The sequence below is a fragment of the Amphritea sp. HPY genome (genome assembly GCF_050870985.1).
Lineage (GTDB): Bacteria > Pseudomonadota > Gammaproteobacteria > Pseudomonadales > Balneatricaceae > Amphritea.
Map to the genome: position 1 here is coordinate 1,074,846 of NZ_CP194015.1, position 18,408 is coordinate 1,093,253.

The following is an 18,408-nucleotide window of genomic DNA, read 5'->3' on the forward strand; positions in this document are numbered from 1 at the left end:
TCTTCTATAGGGGGGGAAAGATCATAGCTTTACGAAGTTAAATGACTTGCCATGAAGGCATATTTATTAGGGTGCCTTCAACCTACCAGCTAAGAGAGTAGCCGCACGAAGAGAAATCGCCATCATTGTAAGAGTTGGATTTTGAGGTCCCGAGCTAGGGAAGCATGCTCCATCCACAACGAGCAGATTAGGTGCATCCCAACAGGTGTTGTCAGGAGCCACAACAGAGTTTTTAGGGCTAGTTCCCATACGTGCAGATCCTACTTCATGGACACACAGCCCAGGAGTGCCTGCTTCTTTTCTGATGGAAGTAACACTTAGTCCCGCCTCAGAGGTCATCTCTTGAAGTGTTTGTACCATATCTTCTATCATCATTTTGTCGTTAGGACCGTATGTACACTTGATCTTTAATGTCGGCAATCCCCATGCATCCTTCTTTTTAGTCAATTCAACTTTATTCTCAGAACGGGGAAGCATCGGCCCAAAAGCAGTTAAATAGAAACGAGCAGGGATATTATCTGTTCGGATACTTTCTTTTAGTACTGTTCCGAATCCAGGACGTTTTTTGATATCTCGTGGAATCATATAGTGCTTTACAGCACCTTCTATTCCGTAACCTCTAATGAACTTTGTTTCAGGATCTTTACCGGGAATGTTCTTGAACTGCGGTATATATATTCCGTTTGGTCTTCCTTCATCGTGAATGCCGGGAGGGCGAACGACCTCAGGTAACCAACCAACTGCCCAAACCGAATGGACATGGCCATGCAAGTAGTGACCCAAGGCCCCTGATTTGGCACCGATACCATTTGGTAGCTTCGAGGTACGACTCGAAAGCAGTATTCGAGTCGTGGCAAGAGTCGATGCTGCGAGTACAACGGCCTTGGCTTCAACCCGTACGGTTTCGCCAGTCTGTTTGTTCACATATTCAACGCCACGAGCCTGTGAATTGTCGCTGGTCATCAAAACGTGGCTTACATGAGCATCAGTTGTAATGCGTAAATTACCTGTCGAATTGGCCTCTTTAAGTGTGGAGCCCACACTACTGAAAAAGGAGAAACTCCCGCACCCACGATAGCAATGACCGCAATAGTGGCAGGGGGTGCGTGAATTTACACTCTGGGTTAAAGTTGCCGTTCGACCTATGATCACCCTTCGTTCCGGCCATTTTGTTTCTACTCTGGACTTCAAATGGCGTTCACCTTCGGTAAAATACATTGAAGGAAGGAAAGGACCATCAGGAAGTGTAGGTATTCCATCTCGATTCGCACTCACGCCGATATAACTTTCTACTTCGTCGTAATACGGTTCCAGATCGGCATAGCTGATAGGCCAATCCACACCGAATCCATCTGTACTAGCAGCTTTAAAATCATGATCTGAATACCGATAGACTTGGCGTCCCCACATATTCGTTCTACCACCTAATTTTGATCCCCTAACCCAAACATAAGGTTGATCTTCTTGCGTCTGATACGGATTGAGATCATCGCGGTCGAACATATGATGAGCATATTCATTACAGGCCCAGACTTTTGATTGTACTTTCTGTGTTTTGGCATACATAGAAGTGTTAGACAGCATGTTGCGGTACGGTAGGTCATACGGAAAATCATGTTCTCGAAAGTCGTTTTTGGGGCGTAAATCAGACCCCGCATCCACAACAAGAACTTTGAAGCCCGCTCGTGTAAGGGCCAACGCAGCCCATCCTCCGGTGGCTCCTGAGCCTACTACAATTACGTCGTAAAAATCTTCTGGTGGACCTACATTCAGGCTGCTTGAAACTGGTGGATGCATATTGGGATGCTTAGCTACCCGCAGTTCCTGATGAAGGCCGTGCTCAGTTCGATAGTATGAATTGATGGCAGTTGATTTAGCCATTAGGGAAAAGGTAGCTGCCTTGTTTCCTGTGTGATTAGCGTCAAGCAATTCGCCCATAATTCTTGTGGCTTGACTAAGTGATGCTGAACTAAATGACTGCCCCGTGGTGCTGATAGCGTAATCATTTAAATGTCGAATACCATTTCGCCATGATTGTTGATTATCTTGGGGAGATTTAGCCGTGATTGTATCAATAAAAGATGGTATGCCTAGAAAAACAGCGCCTGGACTGTCTGGCTCAGACGGAATTAACAAGTCTATGAAGCGTGTTATGGTTTGTAGTTCCTCTTCGGTGAAGAAGCCTTTACTCTCGGGCATTTATCCACTCCTATGGAATATCATGTTATTCCTAAAGTATGCGAAGGTGACTCAAGATTTCACTTGGTTGCGCAGAAGCTTAATGATATTTCGTCGTATCTGGCTGCAAGTAGCTCTTCACGGGAAGTGAATGGAATCTTGAGCTTTCGTAGATGCTATAAAGTCGAAACCCTCTCTAAAAGTTTACAATAAATTCCTACTCGAAAAAGCTGCCGGCACGGTGAGGTAAGTAAGCTGATCCCTACATACAATCATAAAAGTATCAATAACTAGAGTTGCGTGTAGATGATTCTCCTAAAGCTAACCTAGAACAGGTTAGTTTATAATAGGAAAAAAGCATAATTACTGCCGATTATCTTCTTTTATATTTTTTATGTGCCTTTGTGGTCGATTTCTGCATCTTATGTGAATACAGTGGAGTTTTGGTCTTTGAATAGACGCTAACGACACAGAGAAATATTAAGTAATCAGTAAAAATAATCGCTCTCTGGTAGTTTAAAAGAGGAGCTGGGAATTACCCGAGAGCAGCGTTTTTATAAGCCTTAGCAGCTTGGATAAAAACAGCGATTGTCACCATCATGCCTCATGCTCCAACCAAGAGCAGATATTGGGTCTCTCCGACCACCTGGTCCAAATAATTCAATATGAACATGATCTTCCCTACCACCGCATTTGTTAGCTGATCCACAGTATGTTGTATTGCCTGAACAACCACTGGTGCAAATGACCTCACCACGGGTAACTTTTCTATTTCCGTTACCAACAGCACTACTTAGATGCGCATACACGATTGTGTAGTTATTACCGCCACTCTTGTAGTTAAGGAATATATGGTTTCCCCATTTTCCACCTGAGCCCCGTGGATTCCATTGAATTGAGCCGTTAACTAGTGCTACTAATCTTGTTCCAGAGTTAGCGTATATATCAGCTCCTTTGTGATTTCCGCCACGGCCATTGAATTTGCTTTGTTTGGGGCACCAGCGAGGCCTGTTACGCGAACCATACCATCCGCGATATTCTGCATTGTATGCAAGTGTTTTTAATTCTGTGTCCTCATCTTCGGTAAGGCGGTCTTCATATCCATCAATTTCTTCGAGATCTTTGTGTGCATCTCCAGACTGAAGAAAATTGATAATATCTTGATCAGATAACGCTTCCGGATAAAGGTCAGTGACTTTTTCGTCAAGAGTGTTCTCGTTCTTTAGACCCATTAGTTTTCTCCTTTCATTTAAGATGTTTCCCTGACTTAGAATTAGTAAGGTTTGACGTTTTGATAATCGATGATTATCAGTGGTTTAAAGACCATTGAAACTTTCTTGATTCTATATCTGGAGACATCTATCTGGCGCCTTTTCATGTCAAATTATAAAGGTTTGATTAGCTGGGCCTGTATTACTGTAGATGGTGTTTTATAAATAAACTCTAGGAGTTTTTCCTATTTTTTCTGTTAATAAGAGGAAATGTAGAATTTTTTATAAGTAATTCGATAGCTGCGTTTCAAGTTCGGCACGTCTATCTAAGGAAAAGAGTCATTGATCCGAGAGTCAATGGTTGATGCTTTGTGAGCTAAGGTTCGTAGCACAAAAATGTAATTGTGGTTCTACCTCCCGTTTTGGCCACATGTGGCTGATAATCAGGAACTTACCTGCCAATTAATTAAAAACATATGATTACTTAGAACCATCATTTATCGTGTTGATTTGTATGGGATATTCGAAAATCATAAGCGTTATCATGTCTGTCGACTACAATTAGGTGATTATAGGATATGACTGGCTGAAGTCAGTTAAGAGTAGCCGCTTACACTGAGATATTTATATTCTCGTTCTTACGAGGGGCGTAGAAATTTTATGCTAGGGATCATTATGAGAAAGCTTTATTTTATTGGCCCGAAAGATGTTTCTGTAAATATTTTTATTCAGTGGATTATAAGAGACGAATCTTATGGCGTTTAATTACTACCTTCCAGTGACACTTTCTGACGGGAAAGATACACAGGCATATTGGTCAAAGAACCCATCAGGGCATGCATTAATCTTTGTACACGGCTTCGCTGGTAACTCTGTTGCTACGTGGCAAAGCTTCCCTATTATGTTACAGGCGTTAGATGAATGCGAAGGATGCGACTTGATTTTCTATGGCTACGACAGTAAGCATACACGCTCGAGGGATAGCGCTATTGATGTACGTGATTTCCTCCAAAAACTGTCCACTAATCCTCTAAGTGTCATAAATAGTTCATTGCCGCCAGAAGACGCGCGCCGCAATGCTTTTGCTTATTCTAGAATAACAGTGGTCGCACATTCTCTTGGTGCCATCGTAACTCGTGAAGCCCTTCGGCAAGGTTACTCAAATCAAGCGAAGTGGGCTCCTATGACCAATTTAGTTCTGTTTGCACCTGCGCATAGTGGCGCCAATATAATTGAACTGTTTAAGAGCTCCATCTTGTTCCCCTGTGCGATGCTAGTAAGTACTGCCCAGCTTTTGGGGTGGTACATCGTATTACAAGACTTGGAGCCTAATTGCCGGACGTTAAACGATCTTCTTAATATGACAAACTTTGCAATATCCAATTCTAACGCAGCTACGCTGGTAGCCAAGAAAGTATTGGTCGCGGGAAATGATAGAGTAGTTGACCCCGCTTTGTTCCCCAATGACCCTCCTCCGCGAAGGATCCCAGGAACTAATCACCAAAACATCTGTAAGCCAAACCAAGTCAACGTTCAGCCTATTTGGGAGGTTATAGATGTCATCTGATCTAATGCGATTAGAATCTTTATTTAAGTCGAATCTGAGACAGCTACGGAAAAGTTATCAGGACCGAATGAAGCGTTATGAAATTGGAGGGACTGATCTCTCTCCCTTTGCGGAACGGGTCAAGGTTCCCTACAAGGAGGAAGTTCTGAAAGATGCCATCAGATTTTATAGTGTGATTGAAGTTGGGTGTTTAGCTTCAGCGTTACCCAAGCCGTTGCCTTTGGAATTCCAGGAATCTGCAGGAGAAGAACTCAGGGCTTTAGCTGAGTTTCTGCCGCCTAGTGACGAACTATCTCTGCGGCTGGTCAGATTATTTCAAGAGCGCCTAGCTGGGCATTGGGGGGAGGACCAAGACGACCATCAGATAGATGAAACTATTCCTATTTTTTCACAATTTCTGTCTATGAACATGGAGGTTGAAAACAATCAAAATATTCAAAAATTTTTAGGGCCTCTTACAGGCAGTGACGATAGTGCATGGCAAGAAATATTAAACGCTCTAGAGGATCCTACAAGGGTTGTCGAGAGGCTTTACACCCACTCCACTAAAGGGCCCCTCAATCAATATATTCAAGGCTTCTCGGATTACCTTGAGATGGTAACGGGTATTGATGAGCTTCTCAGCTTGGCGAACGAACATAGTCTTTTACAGTCAGGCATCTGGCATTATCATTCTGAAGTCCTAGGAAATGCTGTATCAATGGAGAGGCTTCTGATGTGGTTTAGAGTGTTTAGGCCTCTCTTGAGAAATGTAGAGCATATAGACGAAGAAGACGTAAAAAACTGGGGGGTGGCGACCGAGAATGCACTATCAAGGTTAGGAGAGGATAAATATTCAATGACACTAGTAAAATCAATGGCGACTGCTTAGGAGATTATGGTTCTTAGCACGAAAGTTTAATCGCTTGCGATGAAGGTGGTTAATGTGTTGTTAAAATAAAATGGTGATGAATCTAAATCATGTATTGATATTTTGGTACATGCTTAGTACCCTGATTTGTAAGTTGGGAGAGTTGCCTAAAGGCTCTCCATTAATTAAACCTCGCCTCGGCGGGGTTTTTTTGTGCCTGCGAGAAACTTCATGGTCAGACTATTGTTGGAACGTTTCGCATATATGCCAAGCGGGGTACTTGGACGCTTATATATGCCATTCGATAAAGAGCCGTTTCTGTTCACAGTCGAAAGGCCGTGGCTTGGGAATGCTCCTAATAAAAGCTGCATTCCTGAAGGTGTGTATTCCGTAGAACATTACTCAAGCGCGAAGTATCCCGATCACTTTGAGGTTAAAGGGGTGCTAGAGCGCAGTTACATCCTTTTCCATTCGGCAAACTACCCCAGTGAGTTGCAGGGCTGTATTGCTCCAGGCTTGGCGCTGATGCCTAACAAGCTGGGAGTTCAGAACAGCAGTGTAGCAATGGATCTTCTCAGAGAAGCAGTGAAGGGCGCTGAGCAAATTGAATTGCAGATTACACACTTTACCCCGGAATATCCCTGATGCCTGAAAAAGATCCGACAACGTATAGCCTAATAACTTACCTTTGGGTGTTAGGTATTTCCTCAATGGGTGGCATTGCCAATTATGTGCGGAGGGTTAAGGCCGGAACCGCTGAAAAGTTTTCCATTATGGAAGTTGTAGGGGAAATTTTTATCTCTGGTTTCACAGGTCTGATTACTTTCTGGTTCTGTGAGTCTGCAGATATTGATCCACTTTTGACTGCGGCCCTGGTTGGAATCTCTGGGCACATGGGAAGTAGAGCTATCGCTCTTTTTGAGCATGAGGTGAAACGTCGATGGGGTGTGCGGGAATGAGGTTAAAGCTGATTGCCATAAGTCTGTTCTTGTCTGTCTTTGCCCTTCTCTGGAGGCAGGTACAGCAGAACGGCGAGCTAAAAGCGGTTAATGCTCAGTATCAGGCAGCTGTTGAGGATCTGAATACGGCCATTAATGATCTGGCTGATCGCAACAAGAAAACTTTTCAGGTACTGGCCGACACTCACAGGCAGTTTCAAATAACACAGCAGAAGGCGTGGAGCTTATCAAATGATCTTCAGAATCTACCTGATGACTGTGCTAGCTCTGTTATTGATAAGTCTGTCGTTGATCGGGTGCGGCAGTACACAGACGATTAAAACGCAAATCGAGCGAGAGCCGATCCCTGATATCTTACTGGTTCCGATTCAGTCGCCTATAAGCCCCGGTATCACCTGGGGAGAGTATGCGGCTCATTGTGAGTTAGCCATTAAGCAATGCAATATCGATAAGGCTCAGATTAGGGAGTGGTCTAATGCCAGCGCGAATCCCTAAAGCCTGCAGGTTGCGAGGCTGCCCAAGCACGACCACTCACCGCCACGGTTACTGTGATGGTCATGCTGACAGGGCGCGTACCCAGTTTTGGAAAGGAAGTGGTAAAGGCAGAGGTGGGAGGCCTTGGCGTAGAAAACGTGATCGGATACGTGATCGGGCTAATGGACTGTGTGAAGAGTGTGATAGAAACGGTTTAGTTGTTCCAGGTTGTATTTGTGACCACATCACCCCAGAGGCTGAGGGAGGCGCCGACTGCGACGATAACTTGCAGTGGTTGTGTCAGTCATGTTCAGACGAGAAGACCAAGCAGGAAGCAGTCCGCGGCCAAGCCCGGGCATTTTCTAAGGGGTAGGGGGGGGGAATCTCTACAGCCTTTGAGCCCGGACACCGACCCCTTAGTCACTTTTTTATGTGGACAGAATATAAAATTAAAACTGGGGCGGTCTGATGGCTGGCGTGAAAGGGAAATCTGGCGCTAAGCCTAAGCCGAACAGCAAGAAGCTCCTATCTGGAAGTAAGCATGCAAATGCTGACGCTGTTGAATTCGATCTAATTCAGAATGTTGATTCCCCTTGTTGGCTTGATGAGTTGGCCACCCAGATGTGGAATACGATTTGTCCGCATCTCTGCCAAGAGAAAGTCTTAGCTGTTACTGACCTGCATAACCTTGAAGCGTTTTGTTCTGCTTATTCAACGTTTCGCGCCGCTGAAGAAGAAGTTAGAAATGATGGGATAACTGTTACGGGCGCTACGGGCGGCCCAATAAAGAACCCTGCACTTACCGCAAAAAATGAGGCGCTTCGCCAGATGTCGATGTTTGGTTCAGCGCTCGGTTTAGATCCTGCCGCCAGGGGCCGGTTAATGGGGCCCTCTGGTGGCTCCGGAGGGAATGACTTTAAGGATTTCTGATGTATGGCCAGTTACCCAAACGTCAACGCTGCGAATAAGTATGCGCGTGATGTGGTGGCTGGTCGAATTGTGGCCTGTCGGTATGTGCAACTCGCTTGCCAGCGTCACCTTGATAACCTCAGAGATTCAAAGACTAAGGCGTTTCCTTATCGGTTTGATCGTGATGCTGCTGAGCGTATTTGTAAATTTGTTCAGAAGCTGCCGCACACAAAAGGGAAATGGTCTCAGCTCGGACTGAAGATAAAGCTTGAGCCCTGGCAGCTGTTCCAGTTCGCCGTAGTGTTTGGCTGGAAGCGAAAGAAAGACGGTCTTCGCAGGTTCCGAGAAGCTTATTCAGAGATACCGCGTAAGAACGGTAAGTCAGCGATAGGCGCCGGGTTCGGTGTTTATATGTTCGCCGCGGATAATGAAGGCGGCGCGGAAGTATATTCAGGTGCGACTACTGAGAAGCAGGCATGGGAAGTATTCCGGCCTGCTCGTCAGATGTGTTTGAGAACGCCTGATCTTACTACGTATTTTGGCATAGAGATTAATGCCAAGAATTTAAATAGGCCTTCTGATGATGCCCGCTTTGAGCCGATCATTGGTGATCCTGGTGATGGTGCTTCACCCTCTGCAGCTATAGTCGATGAGTATCACGAGCATAGTGATGATGCACTATACGACACGATGATTACCGGCATGGGTGCGCGTGAGCAGCCTCTGATCTGGGCTATCACGACAGCGGGTTCTGATATCGCTGGCCCGTGCTTTGATCATCGCCAACGCGTTATTGAAATGTTAGAAGGTATCACGCCGGATGACGCTCTGTTCGGGATTATCTACACCATTGATGAGGGCGATGACTGGACTTCAGTTGATGCTCTTCGTAAGGCTAACCCCAACATGGGGGTATCGGTGTATGAAGATTACCTGATCAGCCAGCAGCAGCGGGCAATTAAAAACCCGCGCCACGTAAACACCTTTAAAACAAAGCATCTGAATATCTGGGTTCAGAGTAAAACTGCATTCTTCAATATGGAGAAGTGGAAGGCTTGCGAGGATGCCAGCCTGACTCTGGAGCAGTTCCAGGGTGAGGAATGTACTCTCGGCTTCGACTTGGCCCGAAAGCTGGATATGAACAGCATGCCGCGCTTGTTCTGGAAAGATATCGAAGGCAAGCGGCATTACTATTGTGTTGAGCCGGCTTTTTGGGTGCCAGAAGACACAGTTTTTGATGACGATAATAAGCGTCAGGCAGAGCGATATCAGAAGTGGGTGAATACCGAACACCTGATACCGACAGATGGTGCCGAGATCGATTACCGGGAAATACTCGCAGAGGCGATGGACACCCAATCGATAGCGCCAATTGTATGTTCGGCAATCGACCCGCACGGGGCAACAAACCTATCGCACAATCTGTCAGACGAGGGATTAAACCCCGTCACCATAACCCAGAACTACACAAACTTAAGCGACCCAATGAAGGAATTGGAGGCGGCGATTAATGCTGGCCGGTTCCACCATGACGCTCATCCGATCATGACCTGGTGTATTTCAAACGTTGTCGGGAAGTTTTTGCCCGGGAATGACGATGTTGTTCGCCCGATTAAAGAGGGTAATGACAACAAGATCGATGGTGCTGTGGCGCTAATGATGGCAATAGGACGAGTGATGCTTCAAGAAGCTGAAGGTCCTAGTGATTCAATTTACGATTCAACGGATGTGGCCTGCTAATGATTATTCTCAGTTTTGTTATCGGCCTGCTTGGGGTTGCTTTGGTTTCTTTTGGTGCCTGGCTTATTTATCAGCCTGCCGGTCTTATCGTCTGTGGGACGCTGTGTTTAATCTGGTCTTTATTAATGTCAGTTAGCTATTCCCGGAAAGCAACTCCTGTATCCGGAGGTGATTCTTAATGTTTTTGCCTGGGATGTTTAACAGAGCGGCTGGTAGTTCTTCAGGCCAATCATCCGACTGGAGTAGTTGGATCAGCTCAATGTCTGGTAGAAAAACCAAAGCTGGAATGATGGTGACTACAGAAACGGCTTTGGCCAATTCAGCATTAAGGTCCTGCGTCACTCTGCTGGCTGAATCTATTGCTCAGTTGCCGTGCGAGCTGTATCGACGTGATGAGAATGGTGGGCGTAAAAAGGCTACAGATCACACTCTCTATGATGTGATTCGTCACCAGCCAAACCGTAAGGATAACGCTTTCGAATATTACGAGCAGAGCCAGGGATCTTTAGGTCTTGAAGGAAATCAGTTCTCTCTGATAGAGCGGAATGGTGCCGGATATGTAACAGAGTTGCTGCCAATTAATCCGAAGAAAGTGTCGGTGCTAAAAGGCCCAGACCTAATGCCTTATTACGATATTCAGGGCATTGACGGCATCTTGCCTATGCGGATGGTTCACCACATTCGCGCGTTCTCATTAGATGGATATGTTGGGTTGTCACCGCTACAAACCAGTGCTGATGTTATCGGCTTGGGATTGGCTACCGAAGAACACGCAGCTGCTGTTTTTAGTCGCGGTACTACGATGAGCGGTGTGATTGAGCGGCCTCATGAAGCGGGGGCAATAAAGACGCAAGAGGGTGTAGATCGGCTGCTATCTAAATTTGCAGATAGGCATAGCGGCTTAAGTAATGCGTTCTCAGTCGCAATGTTGCAAGAGGGGATGAGCTATAAGCCTCTGTCGATGGATAACGAAAAGGCACAGCTGATAGCCAGTCGAAGCTTTAGTGTCGCGGAGATTTGCAGGCTTTATAAGATCCCTCTGCATATGGTGCAGCATCAAGATAAAGCTTCGTCATGGGGTTCTGGTATTGAACAGATGTCCTTAGGGTTCGTGATCTACACGCTGCTCCCATGGATAAAGCGTCATGAAGCGGCAATGATGAGGGATCTTTTACTCCCTGAAGATCGCAAATCTCTTTATATAGAATTTAATATTTCCGGGTTGTTACGAGGCGATCAAAAGTCACGCTATGAATCTTACGCTATTGGTCGGCAGTGGGGATTCTTATCTGTAAATGATATTCGCCGAATGGAAAATATGCCGCCGATACCTGGTGGTGATAAATATCTCACACCGTTAAATATGGCTGACTCAAATCAGATTCAGCAGTCTATGAATGCCACTCCAGAACAGATGAAAGAGATTGAGGGAATTCTATGTCTCGCCAACAAATGATGATTAATTATCCGCATATAGCGGCCATGGTATTTAACACGCCGCTGTATGCAACGCCTGAAGTTGTGGCCTCAGTGAAGGCGGTGTTAATTCCTCGCCTGACTGGTCAGCAATTGCCAGATACTCATCTTGATGTTGATAGCGCCCAGCCGCTTGATGGCCAGGCAATGCAGCTGTCTGATGAAGAGCATGAAGTTCAGCATATGTGCATTGTAGGGAAAGTTGCCGTGATTCGAGTCCATGGCGTCTTGGTGGCGCGACGCGGAACTATTGATTCTGCGTGTACTGAGCTGATCAGCTATGAACGACTGCGAACTCAGATTAGTGCTGCCCTAAAGCATGAGTTAGTAGAAGAGGTCGTGCTTGATTTTCATACCGGCGGCGGCATGGCAATGGGCTGTATGGAGCTTGCTGATTACATTCATGAAAGCACCAATGTTAAGCCTATCACTGCCATCGTTAACTTTGCTGCTTATTCGGCAGGCTACTATCTAGCTTCGGCTTGTTCCCGAATCATCTGTAGCCCAACCGGCGGTGTTGGCTCTGTTGGCGTAATAATGGAAACCTTTGAGGTTAGTAAGTGGGAAGAAGAGGTTGGTATTAAATACAACACCTTCTATCGCGGCGGTCATAAAAATGATTGCAGCCCACATGAGCCAATCACTGAGCAGGCCATTGCTGAAATAAATAGCAGGCTAGATATCTCTTACGAACAGTTCACTTCATCAGTAGCAAAATATCGTGGTATTGAGTTACAAGCTGTGATCGACACTGAAGCACGATTGCTCACGCCAGAGGAAGCACTATCTATCGGATTTGTGGATGAGATTGCGCCTGCTCAGGATGCCATTAACAACATTGCTGCAAAGCATATTACAGCTGCACCTCCGCGCACTGCCATTGGTATGCGAGCCGCTGCAATTGATAAAGAATCTCAGCTTTAGCCCTGCGGCGGAGCTGAACTAACAAGCGACTTCGGTCGCTTTTTTTATGTCCTACCATCACTAACTAAAGGTGAATACGATGAGTAAAATTGACCAACTCCGCCGCGAGCGTGCAAGCGTAAACGACAAGATTCAGGTGCTGGCTTCTGCAGAAGCAGATGGCACTATTTCAGCTGAACAGGTCCAGGAGTTCGAAACGCTGTCAGCTGAATTTGATCAACTGACAGCATCTATTAGTCGTCTTGAAAGCGCTGAGAAAATGGCGGCATCTGCTGCTCAACCTATCACTGCATACCAGGGTGCACCTGCAGTGCATATTAAGCCTGAGCTGAAGCAGTATGTTGGCGCTACCTTTGCGCGGACGGCAATGGCTATTGCGGCAGGTAAGGGTGATCTGAGTCTGGCAGTTAACTTTGCCAATGCTGAAATCGGTGACCCAAGCATTGCTATGGCAATCGAAACCAGTGCGGGGAGTGGCGGTTCTCTGATCCCCAGCAATGTTCACAGCGAAGTAATCGAGTTGTTACGCCCTAAGACTGTTTGCCGTAATTTGGGCGCCCGTTCAGTTCCGCTGCCAAACGGCAATATGGGACTGCCACGCATGTCTTCCGGTGCAACTTCAGGATATACAGGGGAAGGTGCTGACGTTCTGGCAACAGAAGGCGCTACTGATGATGTTCAGCTGTCTGCCAAGACGATGATTACCCTGGTTCCGATCTCCAATCAGCTGATTGGTCGTGCCGGCTACGATGTCGAGCAATTATTCCTGAATGACATGCTGAACTCTATGGCGGTCCGTGAAGACAAGGCATTCCTTCGAGATGACGGAACCAATAATACGCCTACGGGTTTTAAGACAGTCGCAACGACCGCAAGCCGTACTGTGGCATGGTCTGGCAACGTTGATCTGGCGGGTATTGATACCTATCTCGACAGCCTGATCCTGAAGTTGATGAACAGCGATAGCATGCTGATCAACCCGGGCTGGGCGCTATCTCCCCGTACCTATATGAAGCTGTTTGGTCTGCGCGATGGTAACGGCAACAAAGTGTATCCAGAAATGGCTCAAGGTCAGTTGAAAGGCTGGCCTATCAAGCACACCACAACTATTCCGACGAACCTAGGTGTTGGCTCAAATGAGTCCGAGATTTACTTTGCAGATTGGAATGATGTTGTGATCGGTGAAGAAGGCAATATGAGCGTCGACTTTTCCAAAGAAGCCACCTACAAAGATTCAGGCAACAATCTGGTGTCTGCATTTGCTCGTAACCAGTCGCTTATTCGAGTGGTGACCGAGCACGATGTTGGCTTCCGTCATCCTGAAGGCTTGGTCCTGGGTACCGGCGTTATCTGGTAAATACAATTAGGGCGCAGTTCTCACTGCGCTCTATTTCAGAACATAACAAGATCAGGGGATTTTAAGTTATGGCTAAGCAAAAAGCAGAAGAGAAACTGGTAAGCGTCGAATTTGTAAAGCCCTGGGGACGTTACAGCAAAGGTGATATTGCTGGTTTTGATGCTAAGAAAGCTGGGAAGTTAATTGCCAGCAAGGCCGCAGTTGAGCCAGGGAAAGCTAAGGCTGAAGAAGCAAAGGCTGCTGAATAAGCGATCTTACTAAAGAGCATCTTTGGTGCTCTTCGTTAAGAGTGTTTAGGTGATGATATGCCAATAGTTACAGTAACAAGCCCCGTTGAAGATCCAATTACACTGCCTGATGCAAGAGTTCAATGTCAGATGGATGTTGATCTGATAGATGAAAATCCGCTCATTGAAAGTTTGATTAAGGCGGCAGTGGATTTCTGTGAGAAGCATACGAATCGGCCTCTAATAACGCAGGAAAAGCAATACATTGGTACCTTTAGCTCACTTGTTGAGTTGGTGCCTAATCTCCTGTCAGTTGAGACAATCTCTTACATCGATGATGCAGGTAATCCTAAAACGCTGGACCCCAGCACATATCACGTCGATATTGCTTCAATTGTAGGGCAGGTGATACCGCTGGAGCCATGGCCCGGAGTTAAATCAAACCATCCTCAACCGGTAACTGTCAGCTTTACCTGTGGCTATGGTGATGCGGAAAGCGTACCTGAAAGCATTAAGCAATGTATTCGTTTGTTAGTAGGGCATTGGTTTAGGAATCGTGAGGCTGTTGGCCAATCTAGCTCTGAGATAGATTTATCTGTTCATAGCTTGCTTCAACCCTACAAAGTTGAGCAGGTGTGATATGCAACAGTTCCCGCACCGTGTGACGTTGCAAACTAAAACCAGCGTTAAAAATGAAGTCTCAGAAGATATTGAGTCTTGGGGCGATACCTTCACCAAGATATACGCGAACGTAAAAAACCTATCTGGTCGTGAATCGAAGGATTCTGATCAAACCCAGAACTTTATTACTGTATCAGTGCGGATCCGGAAGCGTCCGGGTGTTCATGATGATATGCGTGTAATCCATGGCGCCCGGAAACTCCGGATTTTGGCGATACTTCCTGATCCTACCGGTGCTTATCTCGATCTTAAATGTGAAGAGTGGACCGATGGCTGAAGAATACGGCGTTGATCTTGCGGATACAGTTGAGGCACTGGAGAAGTTCTCCAACAACATCCGGATAAAGGTTACTCGCCGCGCCAGCCGAAAAGCTGCAAAGCTAGTTGAAGATGCAATGATCCTGATGACGCCCCGGCGTACAGGTGATCTGCTGCAATCGGTTAAGACAAAAACCAAAGTGGATCAGGGCGGTGGTAGGGCCTATGCGCTTATCGGGCCGTTCGGCAAGGTGATGTCGGTCGATCATCACGGAATAGCCAAGAAGCGATCCCAATCCTATAAGGCTTGGTTCCTTGAATACGGCACCGAGAATATGAAAGCCCAGCCTTTTATTCAGCCCGCATTGGACAGAAAACGCCGTGATGTAGAGCGGGTATTTGAAGACGAAGTTGAAAAAGAGCTTAAGAAACTATGATCGAGGCAACGCTTACAACCTGGCTGATCGGGATATCGGTCGAGCTTTACCCTGTGGCTATTCCGGATGATAAGAATGCACCGGGTGTTGTGTACCGTATCGAGAGTGAATTTACTCCGGAAGACGGTCGTGCACCTTATGGCGCCAAAGGTTACCGGGTAAGGGTTACGGTATGGCATACAGGCTACAAGGGCGCAATGGATGTTACCGCTGAAGTTCGGAATGCTCTGGTCAGTGCTCACCCGGGATACTTGGTTTCGGTTGAGGATCGGGGCGATTACCTGGACGGCGATACTGGGATATACGGGATCTCACTCGATGTTGAGATCACGGATCTGCAATCAGTTACTGAGTCTGCTCAGGCTGGGATCAGAGGGGCGGTTAAATCGCTTCTTCTGTCTGGCACGAATGCCGCTGCCAATGTATTTGCCACTCGTATCGGCTTTGCTAACTGCGATAGCCTGCCTTCTATTGGTGTCCGGTTACAGGATACGGATGTTGAAACCGGTAATTCAGATCAGAAACGGAAAGCCCGGGTTGAGGTAAACATCAAAACTCAATCCTCAGTTACATCTGAGAATGAGCTTGAGGCGATTGTTGGTCAGGTTGAGGCTCTGTTACACCCTGATCTGAACATTATCACTGAGTCCCGGCATGATCTGTCTGGCATCAGTACACAGTATTCATCTGTTGGCCGGCTGCATTATGAACACCGCGTTATGACGTTCGATGTTGAATACTACACCGTCATTCCTGATGTTGCGCTGGTACCGCTGAATACGGTCCACGCCGATTGGAACATTGATCAGGACGCTGATCCAGAAGCTGAAGACACCCTTACCATCCCGCAGGAATAACCCATGAAGATAAAAGTTAAAGCCCAGCCGGGGCAGGTGTGCCGGCTGTCTGATTCTGTGTGCGTCACAGAAAAGGAAAAGTCGGTTGAACTGACAACCACTGTCCGCCGCCGTATCAAAGACGGCTCCCTGATTGACTGCTCAAAGAAGCGAGGTAAATCCAAATGACCCAGATCAGTTTTGAGCTGGTACCCAATAATCTGCGTGTGCCAGGCGCTTACGGTGAATTCAATAACGATTTCGCTGTTCAGGGGTTGGTAGGCCAGCCCTATACAGTGCTGATCATTGGTCAGATGCTGGCAGTTGGTACAGCTACTGCGCTTGAGCAGGTTCAGGTAACTTCTCCGCCGCAGGCGGATTCTCTGTTTGGTAAAGGGTCAATGCTGGCCAAGATGGTGAAGCGTTATAAGGATAACGACCTGTTCACCAAGACCATCTGTATTCCGGTGGTTGATGATGTCGCAGGATCTGCCGCAACCGGTACAGTTACCGTTACAGGCACCGCTACTGCAGCCGGTACGCTGTACCTGTATGTTGCGGGCACTCAGGTGAAAGTAGGCGTTGCTAAAGACGACTCTGCAACCACGACTGCAGCTGCTATTGCTGCAGCGATTACCGCTGATAGTTCGTTGTCTGTTACGGCTTCCGCTTCTACTGGTACCGTTACTGTTACCGCTCGCCATAAAGGTGAGAATGGTAACGCTATCGATATCCGGACTAACTACTTTGCTGGTCAGGCTCTGCCTGCTGGTGTAACCGTAGCAATTTCGGCCATGAGTGGCGGCACCGGGAACCCTGATGTTGCTGATGTAATTACAGCAATGGGTGATACCTGGTTCAATGTGCCGGTAATGCCCTGGACTGATGCGGCCAACTTGGCTGCATTGGAAGCTGAGCTGGCTGATAGATTTGGGCCAATGCGGGCGATTGATGGTGTCGCGATTGCGGCTCACCGGGCAAATCATGCTGGTCTGACTACTCTAGGTCAGAGCAGGAATAGCCCGCACGTATCGGTATTTGAGTCATACGGCTATCCAGTCAGCCCTGAAGAGCGTGCTGCAATGATAGCTGCTCAAATTGCATTCTCAGCGCAAAATGATCCGGCTCGCCCGTTTCAGACTCTGGGCCTGAAAGGCGATCTGGCGCCAAAAGAGTCTGACCGATTCATTCTGTCAGAACGTAACCTGCTGCTGTTTGACGGTATCAGCACAACTGCGGTGGATGCCGGCGGTGTGGTTCGCATTGAGCGTGCAATTACGACCTATACCGAAAATGAATTTGGCGCGCCTGACCCAAGCTATTTGGATACGGAGTCGCTTTTTACTCTCAGTTATCTGCGATACACCTGGCGTACTCGCATGCTGCTGAAATTCCCGCGTTTCAAGCTGGGTAAAGATGGATCCCGGGGCGATAACGTTATGACACCAAAGCTGATGAAATCAGAGATGGTGGCGTTGGCTGGTGATTGGGCAGATCTTGGCCTGATTGAGAGCGTGGCCCAGTTTAAAGCGGATCTGGTAGTTGCCATTGATCCTGTAGACCCTAACCGCCTGAATATGATTTTGCCGCCTGATCTGGTTAATCAGCTGCGCATTATGGCATCCCGTATCGATTTCCGTCTGTGAGGTAACGAACCATGAGTAAAAATCGCGTAGCCGGTCGCCTGTATTTCAAGGTAGACGGCCAACAGCACAACGTTAAGGCAGGCCTAACCTATAACTTGGGTAAGCCGAAGCGGGAGGCTATCTCCACTGCTTCCCATAAGCATCTCTACAAGGAAACGCCTAAGGTTCCGTTCATTGCTGGTGAGTTGATCGACACAGGCGATCTTGATCTGGGCGTTTTTCAGGAGCTGGATGGCGTAACAATCACTGCCGAACTGGCAAATGGAAAAACCATTGTGCTGCGTAATGCATGGTACGCGGATGATGGCGATGCTAACTCAGAAGAGGCAACTGTTGGATTCCGTTTTGAAGGCGAATCAGCAGAGGAGGTTAAATAATCATGGCAGATCAAGCAACCGAGTGGCCTAAAAGGATCACTCTAACCAAGCCGGTTCAGGCTCACGAAGACGAAGTGACAGTGCTGATTCTAAATGAGCCAACCGGTGGCGATCTGATGACACTTCCTATGGAAGTTGAAGATGGCACTAAGATGGTTCTTCCAACACTGGAGCTGGCTTCCAGAATGGCGCGGGTACCACCTTCCACAATCAAGTCCCTGAACTATCAGGACGCAATGTTGGTAATGAAAGTGGTAAACCCCTTAGCCGGTCAGTTCCTGGAAACATTGGGGACCTGATC

Annotated in this window: 23 protein-coding genes; 21 read left to right on the forward strand and 2 right to left on the reverse strand. The window is 47.0% G+C overall.

Annotated features, from left to right (window positions below):
* Window positions 1-66 precede the first annotated feature (66 nt).
* Window positions 67-2,199: a GMC oxidoreductase gene (locus tag ACQUQM_RS04640; RefSeq protein ID WP_432473319.1), complete on the reverse strand. Its 2,133-nt coding sequence runs from the start codon at window positions 2,197-2,199 to the stop codon at window positions 67-69.
* A 542-nt stretch (window positions 2,200-2,741) separates the two neighbouring features.
* Window positions 2,742-3,410 carry a M23 family metallopeptidase gene (locus tag ACQUQM_RS04645; protein ID WP_432473320.1) on the reverse strand — a complete coding sequence of 223 codons (669 nt, stop codon included), beginning with the start codon at window positions 3,408-3,410 and terminating at the stop codon, window positions 2,742-2,744.
* Between the two features lie 733 nt (window positions 3,411-4,143).
* Here ACQUQM_RS04645 and ACQUQM_RS04650 point away from each other — a divergent pair.
* From ACQUQM_RS04650 to ACQUQM_RS04750, 21 genes are all read left to right on the forward strand, one after another.
* Window positions 4,144-4,956 carry an esterase/lipase family protein gene (locus ACQUQM_RS04650; protein WP_432473321.1) on the forward strand — a complete coding sequence of 271 codons (813 nt, stop codon included), beginning with the start codon at window positions 4,144-4,146 and terminating at the stop codon, window positions 4,954-4,956.
* A 67-nt stretch (window positions 4,957-5,023) separates the two neighbouring features.
* The gene (locus ACQUQM_RS04655; protein ID WP_432473322.1) at window positions 5,024-5,827 is read left to right on the forward strand and encodes a hypothetical protein; all 804 of its coding nucleotides are present in this window, start codon (window positions 5,024-5,026) and stop codon (window positions 5,825-5,827) included.
* A 210-nt stretch (window positions 5,828-6,037) separates the two neighbouring features.
* Window positions 6,038-6,451 carry a DUF5675 family protein gene (locus tag ACQUQM_RS04660; protein WP_432474796.1) on the forward strand — a complete coding sequence of 138 codons (414 nt, stop codon included), beginning with the start codon at window positions 6,038-6,040 and terminating at the stop codon, window positions 6,449-6,451.
* Window positions 6,451-6,765 (forward strand): phage holin family protein, encoded by a 315-nt coding sequence (locus ACQUQM_RS04665; RefSeq protein WP_432473323.1) that lies wholly within the window; start codon window positions 6,451-6,453, stop codon window positions 6,763-6,765. The genes ACQUQM_RS04660 and ACQUQM_RS04665 overlap by 1 nt, the downstream gene beginning before the upstream one ends.
* Window positions 6,762-7,085, forward strand: a complete 324-nt coding sequence (locus ACQUQM_RS04670) for a hypothetical protein (RefSeq protein WP_432474883.1) — start codon at window positions 6,762-6,764, stop codon at window positions 7,083-7,085. The genes ACQUQM_RS04665 and ACQUQM_RS04670 overlap by 4 nt, the downstream gene beginning before the upstream one ends.
* Window positions 7,018-7,260, forward strand: coding sequence for an Rz1-like lysis system protein LysC (gene lysC, locus ACQUQM_RS04675; RefSeq protein WP_432474797.1), 243 nt, complete (start codon window positions 7,018-7,020; stop codon window positions 7,258-7,260). The genes ACQUQM_RS04670 and lysC overlap by 68 nt, the downstream gene beginning before the upstream one ends.
* Window positions 7,241-7,612 (forward strand): HNH endonuclease signature motif containing protein, encoded by a 372-nt coding sequence (locus ACQUQM_RS04680; RefSeq protein ID WP_432473324.1) that lies wholly within the window; start codon window positions 7,241-7,243, stop codon window positions 7,610-7,612. Before lysC ends, ACQUQM_RS04680 begins: the two co-directional genes overlap by 20 nt.
* Before the next feature lie 95 nt (window positions 7,613-7,707).
* Window positions 7,708-8,169: a phage terminase small subunit P27 family gene (locus tag ACQUQM_RS04685; RefSeq protein WP_432473325.1), complete on the forward strand. Its 462-nt coding sequence runs from the start codon at window positions 7,708-7,710 to the stop codon at window positions 8,167-8,169.
* Between the two features lie 3 nt (window positions 8,170-8,172).
* Window positions 8,173-9,888 carry a terminase large subunit gene (locus tag ACQUQM_RS04690; RefSeq protein WP_432473326.1) on the forward strand — a complete coding sequence of 572 codons (1,716 nt, stop codon included), beginning with the start codon at window positions 8,173-8,175 and terminating at the stop codon, window positions 9,886-9,888.
* A 259-nt stretch (window positions 9,889-10,147) separates the two neighbouring features.
* Complete coding sequence (locus ACQUQM_RS04695) at window positions 10,148-11,344, forward strand: phage portal protein (protein WP_432473327.1); 1,197 nt, start codon at window positions 10,148-10,150, stop codon at window positions 11,342-11,344.
* Window positions 11,326-12,288: a S49 family peptidase gene (locus ACQUQM_RS04700; protein WP_432473328.1), complete on the forward strand. Its 963-nt coding sequence runs from the start codon at window positions 11,326-11,328 to the stop codon at window positions 12,286-12,288. Before ACQUQM_RS04695 ends, ACQUQM_RS04700 begins: the two co-directional genes overlap by 19 nt.
* A 79-nt stretch (window positions 12,289-12,367) precedes the next feature.
* The gene (locus ACQUQM_RS04705) at window positions 12,368-13,645 is read left to right on the forward strand and encodes a phage major capsid protein (protein WP_432473329.1); all 1,278 of its coding nucleotides are present in this window, start codon (window positions 12,368-12,370) and stop codon (window positions 13,643-13,645) included.
* A 68-nt stretch (window positions 13,646-13,713) separates the two neighbouring features.
* Complete coding sequence (locus tag ACQUQM_RS04710) at window positions 13,714-13,893, forward strand: hypothetical protein (protein WP_432473330.1); 180 nt, start codon at window positions 13,714-13,716, stop codon at window positions 13,891-13,893.
* Between the two features lie 57 nt (window positions 13,894-13,950).
* Window positions 13,951-14,511, forward strand: coding sequence for a head-tail connector protein (locus tag ACQUQM_RS04715; RefSeq protein ID WP_432473331.1), 561 nt, complete (start codon window positions 13,951-13,953; stop codon window positions 14,509-14,511).
* Window position 14,512: 1 nt separating this feature from the next.
* Entirely contained in the window at window positions 14,513-14,830 is a 318-nt protein-coding gene (locus ACQUQM_RS04720; protein WP_432473332.1) for a phage head closure protein, read from the forward strand.
* Complete coding sequence (locus ACQUQM_RS04725; RefSeq protein ID WP_432473333.1) at window positions 14,823-15,248, forward strand: HK97-gp10 family putative phage morphogenesis protein; 426 nt, start codon at window positions 14,823-14,825, stop codon at window positions 15,246-15,248. The genes ACQUQM_RS04720 and ACQUQM_RS04725 overlap by 8 nt, the downstream gene beginning before the upstream one ends.
* Window positions 15,245-16,105, forward strand: coding sequence for a hypothetical protein (locus ACQUQM_RS04730; RefSeq protein WP_432473334.1), 861 nt, complete (start codon window positions 15,245-15,247; stop codon window positions 16,103-16,105). Before ACQUQM_RS04725 ends, ACQUQM_RS04730 begins: the two co-directional genes overlap by 4 nt.
* Window positions 16,106-16,108: 3 nt before the next feature.
* The gene (locus ACQUQM_RS04735) at window positions 16,109-16,273 is read left to right on the forward strand and encodes a hypothetical protein (RefSeq protein ID WP_432473335.1); all 165 of its coding nucleotides are present in this window, start codon (window positions 16,109-16,111) and stop codon (window positions 16,271-16,273) included.
* On the forward strand, window positions 16,270-17,730 hold the full coding sequence (locus ACQUQM_RS04740; RefSeq protein ID WP_432473336.1) for a phage tail sheath subtilisin-like domain-containing protein: 1,461 nt from the start codon (window positions 16,270-16,272) through the stop codon (window positions 17,728-17,730). The genes ACQUQM_RS04735 and ACQUQM_RS04740 overlap by 4 nt, the downstream gene beginning before the upstream one ends.
* Before the next feature lie 11 nt (window positions 17,731-17,741).
* Window positions 17,742-18,107: a phage tail tube protein gene (locus tag ACQUQM_RS04745; RefSeq protein ID WP_432473337.1), complete on the forward strand. Its 366-nt coding sequence runs from the start codon at window positions 17,742-17,744 to the stop codon at window positions 18,105-18,107.
* A gap of 2 nt (window positions 18,108-18,109) precedes the next feature.
* Complete coding sequence (locus tag ACQUQM_RS04750; protein ID WP_432473338.1) at window positions 18,110-18,406, forward strand: phage tail assembly protein; 297 nt, start codon at window positions 18,110-18,112, stop codon at window positions 18,404-18,406.
* The last annotated feature ends 2 nt before the right edge of the window (window positions 18,407-18,408 follow it).

What these genes read in the sequence shown, in the direction of transcription:
- ACQUQM_RS04640 (WP_432473319.1), bottom strand. Translation starts at nt 2,199, where the DNA reads ATGCCCGAGAGTAAAGGCTTCTTCACCGAAGAGGAACTACAAACCATA.
- ACQUQM_RS04645 (WP_432473320.1), bottom strand. Translation starts at nt 3,410, where the DNA reads ATGGGTCTAAAGAACGAGAACACTCTTGACGAAAAAGTCACTGACCTT.
- ACQUQM_RS04650 (WP_432473321.1), top strand. Translation starts at nt 4,144, where the DNA reads ATGGCGTTTAATTACTACCTTCCAGTGACACTTTCTGACGGGAAAGAT.
- ACQUQM_RS04655 (WP_432473322.1), top strand. Translation starts at nt 5,024, where the DNA reads ATGAAGCGTTATGAAATTGGAGGGACTGATCTCTCTCCCTTTGCGGAA.
- ACQUQM_RS04660 (WP_432474796.1), top strand. Translation starts at nt 6,038, where the DNA reads ATGGTCAGACTATTGTTGGAACGTTTCGCATATATGCCAAGCGGGGTA.
- ACQUQM_RS04665 (WP_432473323.1), top strand. Translation starts at nt 6,451, where the DNA reads ATGCCTGAAAAAGATCCGACAACGTATAGCCTAATAACTTACCTTTGG.
- ACQUQM_RS04670 (WP_432474883.1), top strand. Translation starts at nt 6,762, where the DNA reads ATGAGGTTAAAGCTGATTGCCATAAGTCTGTTCTTGTCTGTCTTTGCC.
- lysC (WP_432474797.1), top strand. Translation starts at nt 7,018, where the DNA reads ATGACTGTGCTAGCTCTGTTATTGATAAGTCTGTCGTTGATCGGGTGC.
- ACQUQM_RS04680 (WP_432473324.1), top strand. Translation starts at nt 7,241, where the DNA reads ATGCCAGCGCGAATCCCTAAAGCCTGCAGGTTGCGAGGCTGCCCAAGC.
- ACQUQM_RS04685 (WP_432473325.1), top strand. Translation starts at nt 7,708, where the DNA reads ATGGCTGGCGTGAAAGGGAAATCTGGCGCTAAGCCTAAGCCGAACAGC.
- ACQUQM_RS04690 (WP_432473326.1), top strand. Translation starts at nt 8,173, where the DNA reads ATGGCCAGTTACCCAAACGTCAACGCTGCGAATAAGTATGCGCGTGAT.
- ACQUQM_RS04695 (WP_432473327.1), top strand. Translation starts at nt 10,148, where the DNA reads ATGTCTGGTAGAAAAACCAAAGCTGGAATGATGGTGACTACAGAAACG.
- ACQUQM_RS04700 (WP_432473328.1), top strand. Translation starts at nt 11,326, where the DNA reads ATGTCTCGCCAACAAATGATGATTAATTATCCGCATATAGCGGCCATG.
- ACQUQM_RS04705 (WP_432473329.1), top strand. Translation starts at nt 12,368, where the DNA reads ATGAGTAAAATTGACCAACTCCGCCGCGAGCGTGCAAGCGTAAACGAC.
- ACQUQM_RS04710 (WP_432473330.1), top strand. Translation starts at nt 13,714, where the DNA reads ATGGCTAAGCAAAAAGCAGAAGAGAAACTGGTAAGCGTCGAATTTGTA.
- ACQUQM_RS04715 (WP_432473331.1), top strand. Translation starts at nt 13,951, where the DNA reads ATGCCAATAGTTACAGTAACAAGCCCCGTTGAAGATCCAATTACACTG.
- ACQUQM_RS04720 (WP_432473332.1), top strand. Translation starts at nt 14,513, where the DNA reads ATGCAACAGTTCCCGCACCGTGTGACGTTGCAAACTAAAACCAGCGTT.
- ACQUQM_RS04725 (WP_432473333.1), top strand. Translation starts at nt 14,823, where the DNA reads ATGGCTGAAGAATACGGCGTTGATCTTGCGGATACAGTTGAGGCACTG.
- ACQUQM_RS04730 (WP_432473334.1), top strand. Translation starts at nt 15,245, where the DNA reads ATGATCGAGGCAACGCTTACAACCTGGCTGATCGGGATATCGGTCGAG.
- ACQUQM_RS04735 (WP_432473335.1), top strand. Translation starts at nt 16,109, where the DNA reads ATGAAGATAAAAGTTAAAGCCCAGCCGGGGCAGGTGTGCCGGCTGTCT.
- ACQUQM_RS04740 (WP_432473336.1), top strand. Translation starts at nt 16,270, where the DNA reads ATGACCCAGATCAGTTTTGAGCTGGTACCCAATAATCTGCGTGTGCCA.
- ACQUQM_RS04745 (WP_432473337.1), top strand. Translation starts at nt 17,742, where the DNA reads ATGAGTAAAAATCGCGTAGCCGGTCGCCTGTATTTCAAGGTAGACGGC.
- ACQUQM_RS04750 (WP_432473338.1), top strand. Translation starts at nt 18,110, where the DNA reads ATGGCAGATCAAGCAACCGAGTGGCCTAAAAGGATCACTCTAACCAAG.